This is a genomic window from Kitasatospora cheerisanensis KCTC 2395, assembly GCF_000696185.1.
Classification (GTDB): domain Bacteria; phylum Actinomycetota; class Actinomycetes; order Streptomycetales; family Streptomycetaceae; genus Kitasatospora; species Kitasatospora cheerisanensis.
The window spans coordinates 6,854,394-6,873,773 of the sequence record NZ_KK853997.1 but is presented as its reverse complement, the minus strand read 5'-3'; the positions used below and the strand labels follow the sequence as shown (position 1 = coordinate 6,873,773).

Below are 19,380 nucleotides of genomic sequence, written 5' to 3'. Positions count from 1 at the left end.
GTTCGGCCAACTGGCGGGCGGAATCGGCGAGTTCGCTTCCGGTACCGGCGTTCGCCGGGTACGGCCGCGGCGGGGCCGCCAGCCGTGTCGCCCCGCCCGCGCGCCCGATCCCCGTTCCGCCGGTGGCCGTTCGGGCCCGGCGGCTGCTTCGTGCCGCTCCATGTCACCCCCAAGCCTAGACGCCGTACCGGGCACTACGCGCCGGTAACAACCTCTTCCGCCCGCCGCCCCGGTCCCCTATGGTTCCGGGCATGCCTCACCTGCCCGATGTCGTGCTCTGGTCGATACCGGCCTTTGTGCTGCTCACCGTTCTGGAGCTCGTCTCCTACCGGTTCCACCCCGACGAGGACGAACGGGGCTACGCCGCGAAGGACACCGCGGCCAGCCTGTCGATGGGCCTGGGCTCGCTGCTGTTCGACGCCGGGTGGAAGATCCCGATCGTGGCGATCTACTCGTTCCTGTACGAGTTGACGCCGCTTAGGGTCCCGGTGCTGTGGTGGACGGTGCCGCTGATGCTGCTCGCCTACGACTTCTTCTACTACTGGTCGCACCGCGGCCACCACGTGATCCGCCTGCTCTGGGCCTGCCACGTGGTGCACCACTCCAGCCGGCACTACAACCTGTCGACGGCGCTGCGCCAGCCCTGGACGTCCGTCACCGGCTGGGTGTTCTACCTGCCGATGATCCTGGCGGGCGTGCACCCCGCGGCGGTGGCGTTCTGCAGCTCGGTGAACCTGGTGTACCAGTTCTGGATCCACACCGAGCGGATCGGCACCCTGCCCCGCCCGGTGGAGTACCTGTTCAACACCCCGTCGCACCACCGGGTGCACCACGCCTCGCAGGGCGGCTACCTGGACCGCAACTTCGGCGGCATCCTGATCGTCTTCGACCGCTGGTTCGGCTCCTTCGCGGCCGAGGCCGAGCAGCCGGTGTACGGACTGACCAAGGACATCACGACCTACAATCCGTTGAAGGTCGCCACCCACGAGTACGCGGCGATCGCCCGGGACGTGGCCCGCGCCACCACCTGGGGGGACCGGCTGCGCCACCTGGCGAAGGGCCCGGGCTGGCAGCCCGCTCCGCGTACCGAGTCCCCCGCCGCCAACCCGGAGAGTGCCCCCGCATGAGCCCCTCCCGAGACCCGCGCACCGCGCGGGCCCTGCTGATCGCCTTCGCCGCCGTGTCGGTGCTGCACCTGCTGGCGATCGCCGTCCACCTGCCGGTCCTGCGGTACTCGACCAAGCCGCTGCTGATGCCGCTGCTGGCCGCCTGGGTGTGGGCGTCGGCGCGGCCCGGCACGCCGAAGCTGCTGATCCCGGCGCTGCTGTTCGGCGCGGGCGGCGACATCCTGCTGCAGGTCGGCGGCACCGGCGGCTTCCTGGCCGGCATGGGCTCCTTCGCGGTCGGCCACGCCTGCTACGTGACGATGTTCGTCAAGCTCGGCGCGCTCGCCGACCGCCGCCGGACGGTGCTCACCGCGGCCGTCTACGCGGTGGCCTGGGCGACGCTGATCACCCTGCTGCTGCCGGACCTGGACGCCGGCATGCGGATACCGATGGCGTTCTACAGCCTGCTGCTGGCCTCCACCGCCGTGACCTCGGCCCGGATCGACTGGCGGGCGGGCGTCGGCGGCGCGCTGTTCCTGCTGTCCGACACCCTGATCGCCACCGACCTGGCGGACTGGAAGCACCTGCCCGCGCACGGCTTCCTGATCATGCTGACCTACATCGTCGGCCAGTACCTGCTGACCATCGGCACCCTGGGCCGCACCGACGCCGTCCCCGCACCGAAGGCGGTTCCGGCCCCGGCGTCCTGACGGCCCGTCGACGCACGACCGAGGGCGGCCCCACCGCGATGGTGGGTGCCGCCCTCGGTCGTTTCCGCTCCGGGCCGCGGGGGACGCGCGTACCGGGCGGCCGCTCAGGAGGCCCGGCCGGCGGCCGCGGCGCGCCGGCGCAGCAGCCACAGCCCGGCCGCGCCGGCCGTCACCAGGGCGGCCCGGCGCCCAGCTGCCCGGCGTCCGCGCCGACCGAGCCGCCCAGTCCGGTCTCCACCCCGCCGTGCGGGAGCCGCGCGCCCTCGAACTCGCCGCCGGTGCCGCCGCCGGCCGAGGCGATCGCGATGGCGACCGCGCCGACGAAGCTGTCCCCGTTCGGGCACTTGCCGTCGATGCCCCAGGACGAGTCGTTGGTGGTGGTGCGCTTGGCGGCCGCGCCGGCCATCTCCTGCTCGGAGATGACGGTGGCGGTGCCGGAGTAGGTGCCGTCGGGTCCGACGCTGAGCGTGGTCGAGCCGCCGGCGAACGCCAGCGAGGTCGCGGTGACGGTCTTCGCCGAACTGCTCGCGCAGGTCACGCTGACCGAGACGGACTGGCCGGGCTTCGCCTGCGCCGGGCTGACCCAGGCGGGTTCGCTGCCCTTCGCGGACGCGGGCGCGGCGGCGGCCAGGCCGAGCAGGACGGTGGTGCCGAGCAGAGCGGCGGCGGCGGTGCGCGTGCGGCGCATGCCGTACCTCCAGGGGGTTCAGGGTGGGGGCAGCGGTGCGTGTCCACTCCGCTACGTCCGGTTGCCGCCCAGGCTAGGCAGTGCTGCCGGGCCCGGCGACACCGCAAGGGCCGTTCGGGGCCGGAGAACGCTCCGGACCCGAACGGCCCTGCCGCCGGGCGGCTACTCGTTGCGGGCGGTCTCCGGTCCGGTGATCCGCCGCAGCAGCGGCAGGGTCGCCCCGATGATGGCCAGCGCCGCGGTCAGGCCGGCGGCGACCGTGACGTAGTAGCCGGCGCCGAGCGCGTGCAGCGAGTACGTGAGCTGCGAGCGGAGGAACAGGTCGGCGGCGAGCAGTCCGACGCCGACCGCCACCGTCGCCATCACCAGCAGCGGCACCACCGACTCCATCGCCACCACCCTGCGCAGCGTGCCGAGCGGGACGCCGGTCAGCCGCAGCAGGCTGAACGGCCGCTTGCGTTCGCCGATCGAGCCGGCCACGCTCACCGCCAGGCTGCACCCCGCGATCGGGAAGGTCGCCAGGATCACCGCGTCGGCGAGCTGCTGGTAGGCGTGCGTCTCCGCGCCGGCCTGCTTCCAGGACTCGGCGAGCGTCATGGCCTGGCGGGGCCCCGGGTAGGCGGTGTCCACCATGGTGCGGGCCTGCTCGACGGCGGCGGTCGAGCCGTCGCTGTCGACGACCACGTTCAGCACCCCGAGCCCGGCCAGTTGCTCGGCGGTGTACGGCGCGGTCGGCCACTGGGTGCCGGTCTCGTCGCGCCAGCCGTGCCAGACGCCCGACACGTAGGCGCTCTGCGCACCGGGCGCGCAGTGGCCGTACAGCACGATCGGGTCCAGCTGGCGGCAGTCCACCACCTGCCCGGCGGTGTCGTCGCCGTCCGCGGAGTGCACCGGCACGGCCTCGGCGACCGGGTGCGACAGCAGGACGGTCCGCACTCCCGGCACGGCGCGCAGCCGCTCGATCAGCTCGGGCGGGGCGGGGCGGCCCATGCCGATCGGACGGTGGTCCTGGTCGTAGCCGTTGCTGAGCTCGTTGACCAGCAGGTGGTTGAACTGCGGGCCGCCGTGCGGGTGGTCGCGCTCCTCGGTCATGGTGGTGATGACGCCCAGGGTCGCGGTCATCACCAGCAGCGCCAGCACCAGCCCGCTGACGGCCCGGAACCCTGCGGCCGGGTTGTCGGCCAGCCGCCGGACGGCGATCAGGGTCGCGGGGCGCTGGGTGCGCCGGGCCAGCAGGGTGGCGCCCCACCTCGTCAGCCACGGGCCGGACAGCACCAGGCCGAGCGTGATCAGCAGGAACGAGGACAGGTACCCCTTGATCTGCCCCGGCACCGAATCCGGGTGCCAGATCAGGAACGCGGCCAGCTCCACCAGCCCCGCCACCAGCGGCACCACCCGCCACGCCCGGGCGGCGCGGGCGTCACCCGCCGGGTCACCCCGAGCGGCGAGATCTGCACCCGGCGCAGCGCGATCCGGGCGGCGACGGCGGCGGCCAGCGGCACGCCCACGGCGACGCCCAGGATCTGAAGCGGCGTCAGGGACAGGTCGGACGGGAAGAACCGGGAGCCGGTCAGCCGCGCCCGGGCGACCGTGGAGCGCAGGGCGAGGAACGGCAGGAAGCCGACCGCCACGCCGGCCACCGCCGCGACCGCCGCCTCCGCGGCGGACACCACCGAGACCTGCCGGGGCGTCGCCCCGACCAGCCGCATCGCGGCGAAGCGCTGCTCGCGGCGGGCGGCGTTCAGGCGGGTCGCGGTGCCGATCAGGATCAGCACGGGGAAGACCAGTGCCCCGCTCACCACCGTCAGGATCAGGTCGACGCCGTTGGACTTGATGCCCACCACGCAGTCCGCGCACCGGTCCGGCGAGGTGGTGGCGACCCGGTCCACCAGCGCGGCCCCGCGCTGCGCGGTCAGCTCCTGCGGGGTCCGCCCGACCAGCGCCACCAGGCTGTCCGGCGCGGGCAGCGCCTCCGGCCCGAGGATGCCGATCCGGTGCCCCGGGAACCGGTCACCGAGCTCCGCGGGCGGCCGCTCGTCGACCATCCGCGCCAGCGCGGGCGACAGGTAGTACTCCCCCGGGCCGGGCATCCGCGGCACCCCGGGCGCGAGGTCCGCCCGCGGCCCGGTCAGCGCGACGTCCACCCGCCCGAGCTCCTGCCCGTCCACGGTGTCCCGCCGCGTCAGCCACCACATCGGGTCGAGGCCGCCGGTTCCCGCAGCCTCCCGATCCGCGGAAACAGCACCTCCCGCCGCCCCAGCACCCGAGGCACCCGCCCCACCGCCGGAGGCGCTCGTCCCACCGCCGGAGGCGCTCGTCCCGCTCGGGGCGGCGACGCTGTGCACGAACGGCGTGTTGAACCAGGCGTTGCGGTCGTTCTGGGCGTGCACGCCGTTGATCGCGGCGAGCGTGGTGAGCAGCAGTCCGACGCCGATGGCGACGGCTCCGGCGGTGATGGCGAGGCGGACGAGCGCTTCGCGGCCGCCGCTGACGGCGAGTCGGAGTCCGAGCCGGATCATCGTCACGTCAGCCGTCCGCTCAGCGAGGTGGCGCGGCCGTCGCGGACGATCGCCTCGCGGTCGGCGTAGGCGGCGATCCGGGCCTCGTGGGTGACCAGGACGACGGTGGTGCCCTGTTCGCGGGCGCAGCCGACGAGCAGGTCCATCACCTGTTCGCCCGTCAGGGAGTCGAGCGCGCCGGTGGGTTCGTCGGCGAACAGGACGCGCGGTTCGGCGACCAGTCCGCGGGCGAGGGCGACGCGCTGGGCCTGACCGCCCGACAGTTCGCCGGAGCGGCGGGCCTCCAGGCCGTCCAGGCCGAGCTTGGGGAACCAGCTGCGGGCCTGCCGGAGCGCGGCGGCCCGCTTGGCGCCGCCGAGCAGCAGCGGCAGGGCGACGTTCTCCTCGGCGGTCAACTCGGGGACGAGCTGGCCGAATTGGAAGACGAAGCCGAAGCTGTCCCGGCGCAGGGTGCTGCGTTCCTGTTCGCCGAGGTGGTCGATCCGGCGGCCGTCGAAGTGGATCTCGCCGCTGTCGGGGGCGAGGATGCCGGCGAGGCAGTGCAGCAGGGTGGACTTGCCGGAGCCGCTGGGGCCCATGATGGCGAGGATCTCGCCTTCGTCGACGGCGAGGTCGGCGCCGCGCAGGGCGGGGGTCTCGCCGAAGGCCAGGGTGACCTGGCGGGCGTGGATCAAGGGGTCGGTCATCGCTTGGCCACCTCCGCGGCGAGGGCGTCGAGTCGGGCGGTGGTGAGGTCGATCCAGCGCAGGTCGGATTCCAGGTGGAACAGGCCGTGGTCGGCGAGGAGGGCGTCGACCAGGCTGCCGGAGCGCTTGACCTCGGTGAGTTCGCGCATCCGCTGGAGGTGGGCGGCGCGCTGGGTGTCGAGGTAGTGCTCGGCGTCGCGGCCGAGCATCAGGGCGAGCACGACCTTGCTGAACAGCACGGTCTGCAGGTGGGGTTCGGCGGCGACGGGTTCGCGCAGCCAGTCCTCGAACTCGGTGGCCCCGGTCTCGGTGATCACGTAGCGCTTGCGGTCGGGCCCGTCGCCGGCCTCGGGCTCCCCGACGACGACCTTCCCGTCCCGGGCGAGCCGCCCGAGGGTCGCGTACACCTGGCCGAAGGGCAGCGGTTTGCCGCGCCCGAAGAAGGCGTCGTAGTCGCGCTTGAGGTCGTAGCCGTGGCTGGGCTCGCGTTCGAGGAGCCCGAGCAGGGTGAGTGGAACGCTCATGATCGAGAGAGTACGCCGGGGGTGTACTCCACGTCTATACACTCAGAGAATACTGACTGGCGGATCCTCAACTCCTATCCTCGACCTGGGGTTTCACGAGGGGGCGCACGGTGGAGTTCACGAAGATCCGGGAGAGCGGGGCGAAGGCCGACACGCCGCTCGGCGAACTGACGCTGCATCGGACCCGCTCGACGGCGGACGTCACCGCGACGATGAAGGGTTTGGAGGCCTGGCGACTGGAGCTCGACGGTCGCCCGCTCGCCGAGCTGCCCCGCTTCGGGCGGCCGCCGCGCGACGCCGCCGCCCTGGTGCACGGCGGGGCGGTCGGCGGCTTCGCGGGCGCCGAACTCCGCATCGACGCCCGCGACCACCTGCTGCGCTCCGGCCGCTTCGTGGAGTTCCGCTCCGGCGACCGCGCCCTGCGGTTCGTCCGCCGCGGGCTGGCCGGCGCCCAACTCCTGGAGGACGGCCGGCCGGTGGCCCGCACCCGCTTCGGGAGCTGGGAAGCGGCGGAGCCCGACCCGCTGCGGGTGGTCGCCATGGCGGTGTACGCCTGGGCGAACCTGGACGATGTCAACACCAATCCGGTCCTGCGCAACCTGGTGCACGCAGTCTCGGCCGTGCTCTATTTCTTCTGAGCGGGGGCCGGTGGAGCCCGGCCCGCGGCTCAGAGGTCGAGGTCGACCACCACGGGCGCGTGGTCCGAGGTGCCCTTGCCCTTGCGGGCCTCGCGGTCGACGTAGGTGTCGGTGACCGCGTCCGCGAACGCCTTGTTGGCGTAGGTGAGGTCGATCCGCATGCCGCGGTTCTTCGGGAAGGCCAGCTGGCGGTAGTCCCAGTAGGTGTAGGGGCGGTCGTACTTGAGCGGGCGGGGGACGACGTCCTGCAGGCCGATCTCCTGAAGGGCCGTCATGGCGGCGCGCTCGGGGGCGGTGACGTGGGTGAGGCCCTCGAAGGCGGCGACGTCGAAGACGTCGGCGTCGGTGGGCGCGATGTTGTAGTCGCCGAGGACGGCGAACGGACGCGGACCGGCGGCGTCCTCGCGGACGGCGTCGCGCAGGGCGGTCAGCCACTCCAGCTTGTAGCGGTAGTGCGCGTGGTCGACCTCGCGGCCGTTGGGCACGTACACCGACCAGACCCGGACCGGGCCGCAGGTCGCCCCGACGGCGCGCGGCTCGACGACCGGGAGCATGGCGTCCTCGGCGAGGTAGCCGGGCTGGCCGGGCAGGTCGCGGACCACGTCCTCCAGGCCGATCTTCGAGAGCACGGCGACGCCGTTCCACCGGCCGGTGCCGTGCGCGGCGCTCTCGTAGCCGAGCTCGCCGATCGCCTCGGCGGGGTACGCCTCGGTGCTGCACTTGAGTTCCTGCAGGCAGAGCACGTCCGGCTTGGCGGACTCCAGCCACTCCAGCAGCTTGGGGAGCCGGGCGGTGACGGAGTTGATGTTCCAGGTGGCGATGCGGACGGTCACGGCGGCCTTCCCTCGGCGGTACGGACGGACGGGGCGCACGGCGGCGGGCCGGGCACCCGTCCGAACATACCGCCCGCCGCCGACAGTTCCGGGGCGGACGGGCCTACCAGGGCAGTCCGGGAGTGGGCAGCAGCCTGAGCTGGTCGGTGAACCGGAGCACGGCGGTCTTCTTGTCGGGGGTCGCGGGGGTGCAGTAGTTCATGAGGACGACGGCGTCGCCGTGCGGGGCGACCTGGACGACGCAGGCCTCTCCCCGATCGTCGAGGGCACTGACGACCACGCCGGTGGACAGGTCGCCGGGGTCGCCGAAGGTGCTCTCGGCGTGGGCGCTCCTCAGGTTCCGGGCCACTCGGCTCGCCGTGCTCCCGGCACCGGCCTCGGCGGTGAAGCGCAGCAGCAGGGTGTCGGCGCGGGTTCCGTCGGGGGCGGTCCAGGAGTGTCGGAGCGCCACCACGAAGCCGTCCGCGGCGAGCCGGCCCTTCGTGTCGGCCTTCGCGTCCGGCCCTGCCGCCGGGCCGAGCAGGGCGTCGACCGTGCCGTCCAGGTCGACGACGCCGTTGGACGGCGCGTACTGGGAACCCGTCGGTCCGGCCGCGCGACGACGCATCAACTGCTCGCCGGCCTCGGCGGCGGAGACGGTCGCGGACGGGGAGGGAGAGGGCGAGGCGACAGGTGCCGGGGGCGGCGCGGACGAGGTGGCGGAGGTGCAGCCCGCGAGGGCGGCCAGGAGCAGCGAGGCGGCCAGGGCGTGGCCGAGGCGTCCGGATGTGAGCACCGAAGGATCTTGGCGGATCCGGGAGTTGGCGTCAATCCGGTCCGGCGTGTCCGGGGCCGCAACGCCGGAGCGGCGGCCGGGAACCGTGGTCACGGTCCCGGCCGCCGCTCCGGACGGTGTGCGCGGTGCTACGCCCGCGCGTCGGTGGCCAGGGCCTGCGCCACCGGGAGGTTGGGCTGAGGGTGCGTCAGCAGGTGGATGCCCGCCGCCAGGGCGCCACCGACCAGCGGGGCGAGCAGGAACAACCACAGCTGGGAGAGCGCGTCGCCGCCCGCGAACAGCGCCGGGCCGAGGCTGCGCGCCGGGTTGACCGAGGTGCCGGTGAGCGGGATGCCGACCAGGTGGACGACCGCCAGGGCGATGCCGATCGGCAGCCCGTCGAAGCCGACCGCGGCCAGCCGGTGGGTGACCGCCAGCACCACGTACACCAGCAGGAAGGTGAGGACGACCTCGGTCAGGAACGCACCGCCGGCGTTGATGTGCACCTGGGAGCGCTCGCCCCAGCCGTTGGTGCCGAGCTTGCCGTGCGTCTCCAGCCCCGGTATCTGCTTGGCCAGCAGCAGGACGAGCGCCGCACCGGTGATGCCGCCGAGCACCTGCGCGGTCCAGTAGGACACCGCGGTGCGCCCGTCGATCCGGCGGGCCAGCAGGAAGCCGAGCGTCACCGCCGGGTTCACGTGGCAGCCGGAGATCGGACCGAGCGCGTACGCCAGTGCGAGCAGCACGAAGCCGAAGGCCAGTGCGATGCCGACCGGGCCGATCGCCTCCCCTGCGAGCACTGCGGCGCCCACCGCCAGCAGGACCAGCAGCAGCGTCCCGAGGAACTCGCCGATCACCGCCCGCCTGTTCGTTCCACCCATTCGCCTGCTCCTCCTGGCCGTCAGGGCAGGCGATCCGGTGCCGCCCGCGTCCGGCCAACCCTGGTCGACCGTTCGAGGGACCGCATGTCGGCCGAACGGCAGAGCGCCGTGTTCACGGCGCGTCCGCCTGCCGAATTACTCCGAACGCATGAAACGGTACGAAACTGGCGCGCTCAATGCAAAACGGAGGCAAAGCGGACAGAAGCGGTCAGGACCGGCGCGGACACCGCCGACGCCGGCCGCCGGCCCGACGACGAGGCCCCAGCCCGGGGGCTGAGGCCTCGTCACCATGGCCGGCGTTGCGGTCCTGCCGGTCCTACCGGTCCTTGCGGTGCTAGCGGGACGGATGCACCACCCCGGCCGCGCCGCCACCGCGGCGGACCGGTTCGGCGGCGGCCAGCCAGCGGCCGTCGGGGAGCCGTTCGATGCCGGTGGCCGCGCCGATCTCCGGGGTGGCGCTGAACACGTGGCCCATCGCCCGGAGCTGCGCCGCCTCGGGCGAGGCGAGGAACGCCGGCTCGGCCTGGGTGGCCGCGGTGTTGCGCTGGCTGGCGCGGGGCGCGGCGATGGCCTGCTCCAGCGTCAGGCCGCGGTCGACCCGTCCGGTCAGCACCTGGAGCACGGTGGTGATGATGGTGGCGCCGCCGGGCGAGCCGAGCGCCAGGTAGGGCTGACCGTCGCGGAGCACGATGGTCGGCGAGATCGAGGAGCGCGGCCGCTTGCCGGGGCCGGGCAGGTTGGGGTCGGGGACGCCGGGGGTCAGCGGGGTGAAGTTGAAGTCGGTCAGCTCGTTGTTGAGCAGGAAGCCCCGGCCGGGCACGGTGATGCCGCTGCCGCCGGTCTGCTCGATGGTCAGCGTGTAGGAGACCACGTTGCCCCAGCGGTCGGCGACCGTCAGGTGCGTGGTGCTCTGCCCCTCGTACGGTTCGGCCGCCGGCTGCCCGCTGCTCGCGCACGGCGCCGGGTGGTACGGGTCGCCGGGGGCGAGCGGGCTGGTCAGCGCGTGCTTCGGGTCGATCAGGCAGGCCCGGGACGCGGCGTAGGCGGGGTCGAGGAGTTGACGGGTCGGCACCTGCACGGCGCTCGGGTCGCCGACCCAGCGGTTGCGGTCGGCGAAGGAGATCCGGCTCGCCTCCAGGTAGCGGTGGTCGTACTGGACCGGGTCCGCGAGCTCGGTGCGGCTGCTGCGGGCCAGGATGTTCAGCGCCTCGCCGACGGTCGTCCCGCCGGAGGAGGACGGGGCGATCCCGTACACGTCCAGGCCCCGGTAGGCGACGTGCGTCGGGTCCTGCTTCCGGACCTGATAGGCTGCCAGGTCCGCGGCGTCGATCTTCCCGGGCCGGGCGTTGCGGCCGGACGCCGGGTCGACGGGCGGGTGCTGCACGGTGCGCACGACGTCCGCGCCGATCGGGCCGCGGTACAGCGCGGCAGTGCCCGTGCGGCCCAACTCCCGGTAGGTGGCGGCCAGATCGTGGTTGCGCAGGGTGGACCCGACGGCGGGCAGCTTGCCGTCCGGCAGGAACAGCGCGCGACTGGCCGGGAAGTCCTGGAACCGGGCCTGGTTCGCGGCGGTCTGGTCCTGGAACGTCTGGTCGACGGTGAAACCCCGGTCCGCGATCCGCTCGGCCGGTTTCAGCACCTCGGCCAGATCCCGGCTCCCCCACCGCCGCAGCGCCTGCTCCCAGGTCGCGGCGGTGCCCGGCACTCCGACGGACAGGCCGCTGGTGACGGCGTCGGCGAACGCGAGCGGCTGCCCGTTCTCCAGGAACAGCGAGCTGTCCGCCGTCCGGGACGCGACCTCGCGGCCGTCCAGGGTGGAGACCTTGCCGGTCCGGGCGTCGTAGTAGACGAAGTAGCCGCCACCGCCGATGCCCGCCGAGTACGGCTCGGTCACGCCGAGCGCGGCGGCCGTCGCGACCGCGGCGTCCACCGCGTTGCCGCCGCGCCGCAACACCTCCAGCCCGGCGGCGGTGGCGTCGGCGTCCACGCTGGCCACCGCACCGCCCCACCCCACCGCCTCCGGCTGCTTCCCGGCGGCGGCCACCGGATCGGCCTGGGCAGGAGCGGCGGTACAGAGCAGCCCAGTAACAAGAGCGAGCGCAGGAACGAGACGAACAAGGGGTCTCATACAGCCTCCTGGAACGGCGTCGGTCTCCCGTTCTCCCACACGCCCCCCACCCCCGACAACGCCCCGTTCGGCCAACTGCCGCACACCCGGCCCGAACTGTTGCCCCATCAGCCGACAACGAACGCCCAACCGCCAAAGCCCGGCCCGATCCCCGCGCGTCCCCCCGCGGCACCCGACGACGCGGACGCAACAGCCCGGTCTCGCGTCGCGCGTTCCCGGCGGCCGGCGCAGCCGGGTCAGTGGGTGGTGGCGCGTTCGACGCGGCGGCGTTTGACGGTGCGGAAGCGGCGGGCCACCTGGCGGGCCAGGTCGGCGGCGCCGACGAGGCCGGCTTCGTTGCCGAGGGCGGCGTGGACGATCTCGGCCTCGGGGCGGAAGCCGCGGCCGGTGAGGGTGCGGCGGAAGGCGTCCTGGGCGGGGGCGAGGAGGAGCTCGCCGGCTTCGCTGACGCCGCCGCCGACGACGAAGCGGCCGGGGTCGAGCGCGGCGGCGAGGTTGGCGATGCCGACGCCGAGCCAGCGGCCGACCTCGTAGAGGAGCTCGACGGCGACCGGGTCGCCCTCGCGCGCCGCTTCGGTGACGAGCGGCCCGGTGATGCCGAGCGGGGTGCCGCCGGCCCGGGCGAGCAGGGGCTGGACGACCGGGGATTCCTCGGCGGCGAGTTCGCGGGCCTCGCGGACGAGCGCGTTGCCGGAGGAGTACTGCTCCCAGCAGCCGCGGTTGCCGCAGGGGCAGCGGTGGCCGCCGGGCACCACCTGCATGTGGCCGAACTCGCCGGCCAGTCCGTGCTTGCCGCGGTCGACGTAGCCGTCGCGGACGACGGCGCCGCCGATGCCGGTGCCGAGCGTGATCATGACCATGTGGTCCTCGCCGCGGCCGGCGCCGAAGCGCCATTCGGCCCAGGCGGCGGCGTTGGCGTCGTTCTCGACCACGACGGGGAAGCGGAGCCGGGAGCTGAGCGCCTGCTGGAGGGGTTCGCCGCGCCAGTTGAGGTGGGGGGCGAAGAGCACGGTGGAGCGTTCGGCGTCGACCCAGCCGGCCGCGCCGACGCCGACCGCGTGGACGTCGTGCTTGTCGGCGAGTTGCAGGACGAGGTCGACGATGACGTCCTCGACGACCTTGGGGCTCTTGCTCTTGTCGGGGGTCTCGGTGCGCAGCCGGTCCAGGACGCGTCCTTCGCCGTCGACCACGCCGGCCACGACCTTGGTGCCGCCGATGTCGACGCCGATGGTGGGCAGGCGCAGCACCCCGGCGGGCAGGGTGCGGCGGCGGCGTTCGGCGCGCGGGCCGAGGCCCAGCAGGCTGGGCAGGGCGGGTCGGGCGGGGCCGTTGGCACTGGTCACGGAATGAATGCTCCTGGTTTCGGTAAAAGCTGTGGGCGGGTGGTGGAGGGCTGTTGGCGAACTGGCAGACTAGGCCCCGAACGCACAGCGGATTCTCACGAAAACGTGATGTTCCTCTCAGGTTTCTGCGGGTGTCGCCAGCAACTGATCGTGTGTTTGACGCAGTCTGACAAGTGTGATGTGCGAACCGGGGGACCGTGCCCCGGACGGCCGGACGACCCGATGCGAGAGACCCGATGCAGCTGACAGGCACCCCTTTCCTTATTCTGACGATCATCCTGGTGCCGATCTCGATCGCCGTGGCCCTGCTGCTCTGGAGCCGGGTGCGCGGTCCGCAGCCCGTCCAGGTCCTCTCCAGGATCGTGATGCTGCTGTTCTGTCAGATCACCGCGGTCACCACGGTGTTCGTCATGGTGAACAACGCCAACCTGATCTACGGCAGTTGGGACGATCTGCTGGGCACCGGCAACCACGTCCGCGCGGTGCCGAACGTGCAGGCCGACACCGGGGCGAGCGGCGGTCCGACGCCGGGCAGCGACACCAAGCAGCACACCAAGGTCGTCCAGCACTTCAAGCCGGTGGGTGACCCGAAGGTCCCCAACGACGTGCAGACCACCGACCTGAAGGGCGCGGTGTCCGGCGTCGACGGCGAGGTGCTGGTGTGGCTGCCGCCGCAGTACAACGACCCGGCGTACAAGGACAAGAACTTCCCGGTGGTGGAGCTGCTGCCGGGCTGGCCGGGCTCCTCGAAGACCTGGTTCGGCACCCTGCGGGTGTCGGAGCAGCTGAAGCCGATGATGCAGAGCGGCCAGGTCAGCCCGTTCATCCTGGTCTCGCCGCGCACCAACCTGCTGGGCGACAGCACCGACACCGGCTGCGCGGACGTGCCGGGCAAGGTCAACGCCGACACCTGGCTGTCGAAGGACGTCCGCCAGATGGTGCTGGACAACTTCCGGGTGGACGCCTCGGCGGACCGCTGGGCGGTGGCCGGCTACTCGGCGGGCGCGCACTGCGCGGCCAAGCTGGCGCTGGAGCACCCGGACCTGTACCGCGCGGGCGTCAGCCTGTCCGGCTACAACGACCCGGGCGCCGAGGCGCAGTCGCTGACCGCGAAGGACCCGCACCTGCGGGAGATCTCCAACCCGCTGAACATCCTCAAGTCCGCGAAGACCCCGCCGAAGACCGCGCTGTACGTGAGCGGCAACAAGGGCGACGGCCTGGAGGGCGGCGAGGCGCTGAAGGCCGCCGCCAAGGCGCCGACCACGGTGACCGTCCAGGAGACCACCGGCGCGCACAGCAGCGACGTCTGGAAGCCGATGGTGCCGGGCGTCTTCACCTGGCTGACCGGGATCATCCCCGCCCAGCACTGACGCACCCTGCGGCGAAGGGCCCGGCCGACCGGCCGGGCCCTTCGCGCGTGACGGGCCGTCAGTTCTTCGGCAGCGTGTTGACGTACGAGGTGCCGGCGCCGTAGAAGCCGTCGACGGTCTTCTGGACGTCCGCCGGGGACACCGCCTGGTCGGCCTTGTAGTAGAACCAGTTGACCTTCAGGTCCCAGCTGCGCTGCCCGGTGACGGAGGGCAGCAGGTCGATGAACCAGTTGCTGAAGTGGACGTCCATCTTCTCCCGCGGGACGTACTTGCCGGAGCTGGTGAACAGGTCCTTGCCGTCCAGCGAGTAGGTGGCCTTGCCGTCCACGGCGGTGACCATCAGGGTGTGCCAGCCCTCCAGGCGCTGCTTGACGGCGTGGGTGACCCGGTCGGGCGGGTCGGCCTTGAACCAGCTGGTGGTGTCGAGCTTGGGGCCGGGCGCGCCCCAGCCGCCGTTCGGCAGGTACTCCCAGTCGAGTTCGCTGTAGTTGTCGGAGGAGTCCGACGGGGAGATCGGGAAGAAGGTCTGGACGACGTGGTCGCCGGTGCGGCCGCTGGAGGGCTTGTCGCTGAAGAAGACCCGGGCGGCGAAGGTCCCGTTGAGCAGGTTGCCGCCGGTGCTCTGCACCTCGACCTGCTGGGTGCCCTGCTTGGTGCCGTCGGTGGTGGAGCGCAGTTGCAGGGCCCGGCCGCCCTGGGCGGTCGGGTCCTCGGGGAAGCTCGCGCCGGCGGTGGTCCAGGTGTCCTTGATGCCGGGGCCGCCGGCGCCGGCCCGGACCTCCCAGCCGTGGGCGGCGAACGCGGGGTCGTCGGGGCCGGTGTAGTGGAAGGTGTCGAACATCGTCCCGGGCGGCCCGGTGGGCGTCGGGGAGGCGCTGGCGGCGGCCGCGCCCTTGTCGCCCTTCGCGGCGGGGGCGCCGCCGCTCGCGGGGTCGCCGGTGCACGCGGCGAGCGTGCCCAGCAGGGCCGGCAGGGTGAGCACGCTCCACGCGCGGTGACGGGAATTGCGGCGGGGCTGACTCACGCGGACTCCTTGGGGCAGGGCGGCGGCACCTGGGCACGCCCTGTGCGCGGGATCGACGACCGGTCGGGCGGAGCGGTCATCCTAACGGGGCCTCACAAGACCGCCTCCCCCGGCCCGGCCGGCGCCGGGACGGGCATGAGCCGAGGTCAACGGTCCGTGCACAGGTCCATACCGGTACGTGGCGGTAGGGGTCTCGATCCGGTTACAACCCTCACCGAGAACGCGCCGAAACTGGACAAGGGGACCAATTCGGTCCAGGTCGGTGCACTAGCGTTCGAGCTACGCCCCCGCGGTCTTCATCCCCCTGCACTGAGAGGCCTCGTACGGTGCGCCCTGTCATGACTTCGCCCGATCGCGGGCCGGCCCACCCGGTCGGCGCCGACGTTCCGGGTCCGGATGTCGAAGAGCCGCTCGCCGAACCGGTGTTCGTCGACCAGTCCGGCCTGCGCGGCCGGCTGCTGCGCGGTCTCGGCTGGCCGGTTTCGGTGGTGGGCGCGGTCCTGGCCGTCGCGATGGGCGGCAGCCTGATCGGTGTTCAGGCGGACGCCCCGGCGATGGAGATACCCGCGCAGCCCGCGGCGTCGCCGGCGGCCTCGGCACCGGTGACGCCCTCGGCCGCGCCGTCGCCCTCGTCCTCGCCGTCGCCGTCCGCGTCCCGCAGCGCCTCCCACTCGTCCTCGCCCGGGTCGAAGACCTCGTCGAAGCCCTCGACCGGGGCGCACGGGGCGTCGCCCTCGGGCGGTTCGGCCAAGCACCCCTGATCCTCCGCACCGCCCATTCCAGGAGCACCATTTGTCCCGCCACCAGCGCCGGCGGCAGTCCCTGCTGAGGCCGCGCCGACTGGCCGCGCCGCCGTTGCGCTTCGTCATGCCGCTGTCCCTGCTGGCCTGTCTGCTGGTGCTCCTGGTCCTGCGCGGCCTGGCCACCAACGAGGTGTTCCACGACACCCGGATCGCGCAGTCGGTCGACAAGACGACCGTGCCGGAGAGCCTGCTCAAGGGCGGCCCGGTCATCGACGCGCGCGGCGACAAGAAGGCGAACCCGGTCAGCTACCGCATCCCGGACAAGACCGTGGTGCTGAGCTTCGACGACGGCCCGTCGCCGGAGTGGACGCCGAAGGTGCTGGAGGTGCTGAAGGCCCACGACATCCGCGCGGACTTCTTCGTCACCGGCGCGATGACCACCCGCAACCCGGAGCTGATCCGGCAGGTCGTCGCGGGCGGCCACGAGATCGGCCTGCACACCTTCACCCACCCCGACCTGGCGTTCCAGTCGCACGCCCGGATCAGCTGGGAGCTGGCGCAGACCCAGCTGGCGCTGGCCGGCGTGGCGGGCGTGCACAGTTCGCTGTTCCGGCCGCCGTACTCCTCGGACGCCTCCGCGATGGACGACTGGAACTACCCGGTCATCAAGTACGTGGGCGCGCACGGCTACCTGACGGCGTTCATCGACAAGGACACCGACGACTGGAAGCGCCCGGGCGTCGAGGAGATCGTCAAGGCGGCGATGCCGTCCAAGCCCGGCGCGGGCGAGCTGATCCTGCTGCACGACGCGGGCGGTGACCGGGCCGAGACGGTGGCCGCGCTGGAGCAGATCATCGTCAAGCTGCAGGCCGAGGGCTACCGGTTCACCACCATCTCGGACGCGCTCGGCGCGACCCCGGCGATGGTGCCGGTGCACGGCTTCCAGCTGTGGGCGGGCAAGGGCTTCATCTGGGCCACCCAGGTCGCCGTGTACACCCTGCCGGTGCTGGTGGGCATGCTGGCGCTGGTCGGCTTCCTCAACTTCGGCCGCTTCGCGCTGATGCTGGTGCTGGCCCCGGTGCACGCCCGCCGCGCCAAGCGGACGGGCGCCTGGGGGCCGCCGGTCACCGAGCCGGTGACCGTCCTCGTCCCGGCGTACAACGAGCGCGAGTGCATCGCGAACACCCTCAACTCGCTGGCGGCCAGCGACTACCCGATCGAAGTGATCGTGATCGACGACGGCTCCACGGACGGCACCGCGGACATCGTCGAGGAGATGAACCTGCCGTTCGTCCGGCTGATCCGCAAGGTCAACGGCGGCAAGCCGAGCGCCCTCAACGCCGGTGTGGCGGCGGCCTCGTACGACATCGTGGTGATGATGGACGGCGACACCGTCTTCGAGCCGTCCACGGTGCGGGAGCTGGTGCAGCCGTTCGCCGACCCGAAGATCGGCGCGGTCGCGGGCAACGCCAAGGTCGGCAACCGGGAGACCCTGATCGGGGCCTGGCAGCACATCGAGTACATCCTCGGCCACAACCTGGACCGCCGGATGTACGACGTGCTCAACGTCATCCCGACCATTCCGGGCGCGGTCGGCGCGTTCCGCAAGGAGGCGCTGCGGCGGGTCGGCGGGATGAGCGACGACACCCTCGCCGAGGACACCGACATCACCATGGCGGTGCTGTGCGCCGGCTGGCGGATCGTCTACGCGGAGCGCGCCCGGGCCTGGACCGAGGCGCCGGCCAGCCTCCAGCAGCTGTGGTCGCAGCGGTACCGGTGGAGCTACGGCTCCATGCAGGCGATGTGGAAGCACCGCCGGGCCGTCGTGTCCCGCGGCCCGGCCGGCCGCTTCGGCCGGATCGGCCTGCCGCTGGTGGTGCTGTTCGGCGTGGTCGCGCCGCTGCTGGCGCCGCTGGTCGACCTGTTCCTGCTGTACGGCATCCTGTTCACCGACGCGCCGATCACGCTGGCCAGCTGGGGCGGGTTCATCGCGCTCCAGGCGCTGCTGTCCTGGTACGCGTTCCGGCTCGACCACGAGAAGCCCTGGCACCTGATCAGCCTGCCGCTTCAGCAGGTGGTCTACCGGCAGCTGATGTACATCGTCCTGCTGCAGTCCACGATCACCGCGCTGACCGGTGGCCGGCTGCGCTGGCAGAAGCTCCGGCGCACCGGCGAGGTCGCCGCGCCCGTGGAGGCCTGAGCATGAGCGACACCATCCGGCTGCGGATCCCCGAGCAGCTGCGCCGCGAGTACCCGCCGGCCGGGCCGGAGCCGGCGGTCCGCAAGGGCGGCCGGGACCGCTACCTGGACCTGCTGCGCGCGCTGGCGCTGGTCCGCGTGGTGCTGTACCACAACTTCGGCTGGTTCTTCCTGCCGCTGGTGTTCCCGTCGATGGGCGTGATGTTCGCGCTGGCGGGCTCGCTGATGGCCCGTTCGCTGAGCCGCCCCGCGCTCGGCGTGATCCGCAGCCGGCTGCGCCGCCTGCTGCCGCCGATGTGGCTGTTCGGCGCGATCGTGGTCACCCTCCAGGTGCTGGACGGCGGCGGCCCGGGCTCCGACGGCCACCCGACCTGGTGGTGGGCGAAGCTGGCGTTCTGGGTGCTGCCGCTGAGCACGCCGCCGTACGCGACGGACGGGCTGCACGGCCTCGGCGGGCACCTGGAGTCCGGCTGGGCGACCCAGCTGGTGGTGCCGCTGTGGTACCTCCGGGCCTACCTCTGGTACGTGCTGCTGTCGCCGCTGCTGCTGAAGGCGCTGCGCCGGTTCCCGCTGGTGACGCTGTTCGCGCCGCTGGCGCTGGTGATCGCGATGAACGGGTTCTTCCCGGAGCACGACTTCGTCTGGGGCCGGGTCTGGGAGACCGTCAACGACTTCGCGATGTTCGGCTCCTGCTGGATCCTCGGCATGGCCCACCAGGAGGGGATGCTCAAGCGGATCCCGCAGTACGTGCTGCCGTCGATCGCGCCGTTGATCATGGTGGCGGGCTTCTGGTACCTGCAGACCCGGCCGTTCGACCCGACCGAGCCGACCGACATCGAGGCCTGGCCGATCGCGCAGGCGGTGTGGTCGTTCGGCTTCGTCGCGCTGCTGCTGCACATCAGCCCGTCCTGGGAGCAGTGGCCGCCGCGGCTGGAGCGCTGGAACGGCCTGGTGAGCCTGCTGAACTCGCGGGCCGTCAGCGTCTACCTGTGGCACGTGACGGCGCTGGTGGCGGCCGTGCCGCTGATCGACCTGCTGTGGGACGTCGACTTCTTCCGCCTGCACCTGCGGTGGCTGCTGACCAGCCGGTGGTTCACCCTGCTGATCGGGATCCCGCTGCTGGCGCTGCTGGTGCTGGTGTTCGGCTGGGTGGAGGACGTGGCGGCGAAGCGCCGGCCGCGGCTGTTCCCCTACCCGCGGCGGCCGCGGGGCCGGCGCCGGATCGGCTGACGGT

General features: G+C 72.8%; 18 protein-coding genes. 6 read left to right on the top strand and 12 right to left on the bottom strand.

Annotation, left to right across the window (positions count from 1 at the left end):
* The first annotated feature begins 251 nt into the window (after positions 1–251).
* Both KCH_RS30885 and KCH_RS30880 read left to right on the top strand, forming a co-directional pair.
* Positions 252–1,127: a sterol desaturase family protein gene (locus KCH_RS30885; protein ID WP_035868408.1), complete on the top strand. Its 876-nt coding sequence runs from the start codon at positions 252–254 to the stop codon at positions 1,125–1,127.
* On the top strand, positions 1,124–1,816 hold the full coding sequence (locus KCH_RS30880) for a lysoplasmalogenase (protein WP_035868405.1): 693 nt from the start codon (positions 1,124–1,126) through the stop codon (positions 1,814–1,816). The genes KCH_RS30885 and KCH_RS30880 overlap by 4 nt, the downstream gene beginning before the upstream one ends.
* Before the next feature lie 169 nt (positions 1,817–1,985).
* Here KCH_RS30880 and KCH_RS30875 read toward each other — a convergent pair whose 3' ends face one another.
* The 5 genes from KCH_RS30875 to KCH_RS30860 form a co-directional block, all read right to left on the bottom strand.
* Positions 1,986–2,504: a hypothetical protein gene (locus KCH_RS30875; protein WP_035868403.1), complete on the bottom strand. Its 519-nt coding sequence runs from the start codon at positions 2,502–2,504 to the stop codon at positions 1,986–1,988.
* A 162-nt stretch (positions 2,505–2,666) separates the two neighbouring features.
* Complete coding sequence (locus tag KCH_RS38085) at positions 2,667–3,887, bottom strand: ABC transporter permease (protein WP_157032264.1); 1,221 nt, start codon at positions 3,885–3,887, stop codon at positions 2,667–2,669.
* A complete protein-coding gene (locus KCH_RS38080; protein WP_051653641.1) occupies positions 3,854–5,023 on the bottom strand; it encodes an FtsX-like permease family protein in 1,170 nt (389 codons plus the stop codon). The genes KCH_RS38085 and KCH_RS38080 overlap by 34 nt, the downstream gene beginning before the upstream one ends.
* A 2-nt stretch (positions 5,024–5,025) precedes the next feature.
* On the bottom strand, positions 5,026–5,709 hold the full coding sequence (locus tag KCH_RS30865; protein ID WP_035868401.1) for an ABC transporter ATP-binding protein: 684 nt from the start codon (positions 5,707–5,709) through the stop codon (positions 5,026–5,028).
* On the bottom strand, positions 5,706–6,233 hold the full coding sequence (locus KCH_RS30860; RefSeq protein ID WP_035868399.1) for a PadR family transcriptional regulator: 528 nt from the start codon (positions 6,231–6,233) through the stop codon (positions 5,706–5,708). The genes KCH_RS30865 and KCH_RS30860 overlap by 4 nt, the downstream gene beginning before the upstream one ends.
* Positions 6,234–6,343: 110 nt before the next feature.
* Here KCH_RS30860 and KCH_RS30855 point away from each other — a divergent pair, with 110 nt between their 5' ends.
* On the top strand, positions 6,344–6,871 hold the full coding sequence (locus tag KCH_RS30855; RefSeq protein ID WP_035868397.1) for a hypothetical protein: 528 nt from the start codon (positions 6,344–6,346) through the stop codon (positions 6,869–6,871).
* Between the two features lie 29 nt (positions 6,872–6,900).
* Here KCH_RS30855 and KCH_RS30850 read toward each other — a convergent pair whose 3' ends face one another.
* The 5 genes from KCH_RS30850 to KCH_RS30830 all read right to left on the bottom strand — a co-directional run bounded on the left by KCH_RS30850 (position 6,901) and on the right by KCH_RS30830 (position 12,768).
* Complete coding sequence (locus KCH_RS30850) at positions 6,901–7,704, bottom strand: exodeoxyribonuclease III (protein WP_035868394.1); 804 nt, start codon at positions 7,702–7,704, stop codon at positions 6,901–6,903.
* Between the two features lie 103 nt (positions 7,705–7,807).
* Entirely contained in the window at positions 7,808–8,479 is a 672-nt protein-coding gene (locus KCH_RS30845) for a hypothetical protein (protein ID WP_035868389.1), read from the bottom strand.
* A 128-nt stretch (positions 8,480–8,607) separates the two neighbouring features.
* Entirely contained in the window at positions 8,608–9,339 is a 732-nt protein-coding gene (locus KCH_RS30840; RefSeq protein ID WP_035868386.1) for an MIP family channel protein, read from the bottom strand.
* A gap of 334 nt (positions 9,340–9,673) precedes the next feature.
* Entirely contained in the window at positions 9,674–11,467 is a 1,794-nt protein-coding gene (ggt, locus tag KCH_RS30835; protein WP_035868384.1) for a gamma-glutamyltransferase, read from the bottom strand.
* Between the two features lie 236 nt (positions 11,468–11,703).
* Entirely contained in the window at positions 11,704–12,768 is a 1,065-nt protein-coding gene (locus KCH_RS30830; RefSeq protein WP_051654074.1) for an ROK family glucokinase, read from the bottom strand.
* Between the two features lie 323 nt (positions 12,769–13,091).
* Between KCH_RS30830 and KCH_RS30825 the strand changes: the two genes are divergently transcribed.
* Positions 13,092–14,180 carry an alpha/beta hydrolase gene (locus KCH_RS30825; protein ID WP_341865439.1) on the top strand — a complete coding sequence of 363 codons (1,089 nt, stop codon included), beginning with the start codon at positions 13,092–13,094 and terminating at the stop codon, positions 14,178–14,180.
* A 58-nt stretch (positions 14,181–14,238) separates the two neighbouring features.
* Here KCH_RS30825 and KCH_RS30820 read toward each other — a convergent pair whose 3' ends face one another.
* Positions 14,239–15,204: a glycoside hydrolase family 16 protein gene (locus KCH_RS30820; protein WP_157032262.1), complete on the bottom strand. Its 966-nt coding sequence runs from the start codon at positions 15,202–15,204 to the stop codon at positions 14,239–14,241.
* Between the two features lie 535 nt (positions 15,205–15,739).
* Positions 15,740–15,955, bottom strand: coding sequence for a hypothetical protein (locus KCH_RS30815; RefSeq protein WP_035868378.1), 216 nt, complete (start codon positions 15,953–15,955; stop codon positions 15,740–15,742).
* A gap of 116 nt (positions 15,956–16,071) precedes the next feature.
* Here KCH_RS30815 and KCH_RS30810 point away from each other — a divergent pair, with 116 nt between their 5' ends.
* Together KCH_RS30810 and KCH_RS30805 are read left to right on the top strand one after the other, a co-directional pair.
* Complete coding sequence (locus tag KCH_RS30810; RefSeq protein ID WP_084224297.1) at positions 16,072–18,147, top strand: bifunctional polysaccharide deacetylase/glycosyltransferase family 2 protein; 2,076 nt, start codon at positions 16,072–16,074, stop codon at positions 18,145–18,147.
* Between the two features lie 2 nt (positions 18,148–18,149).
* The gene (locus KCH_RS30805; protein WP_051653639.1) at positions 18,150–19,376 is read left to right on the top strand and encodes an acyltransferase family protein; all 1,227 of its coding nucleotides are present in this window, start codon (positions 18,150–18,152) and stop codon (positions 19,374–19,376) included.
* Positions 19,377–19,380: the final 4 nt, after the last annotated feature.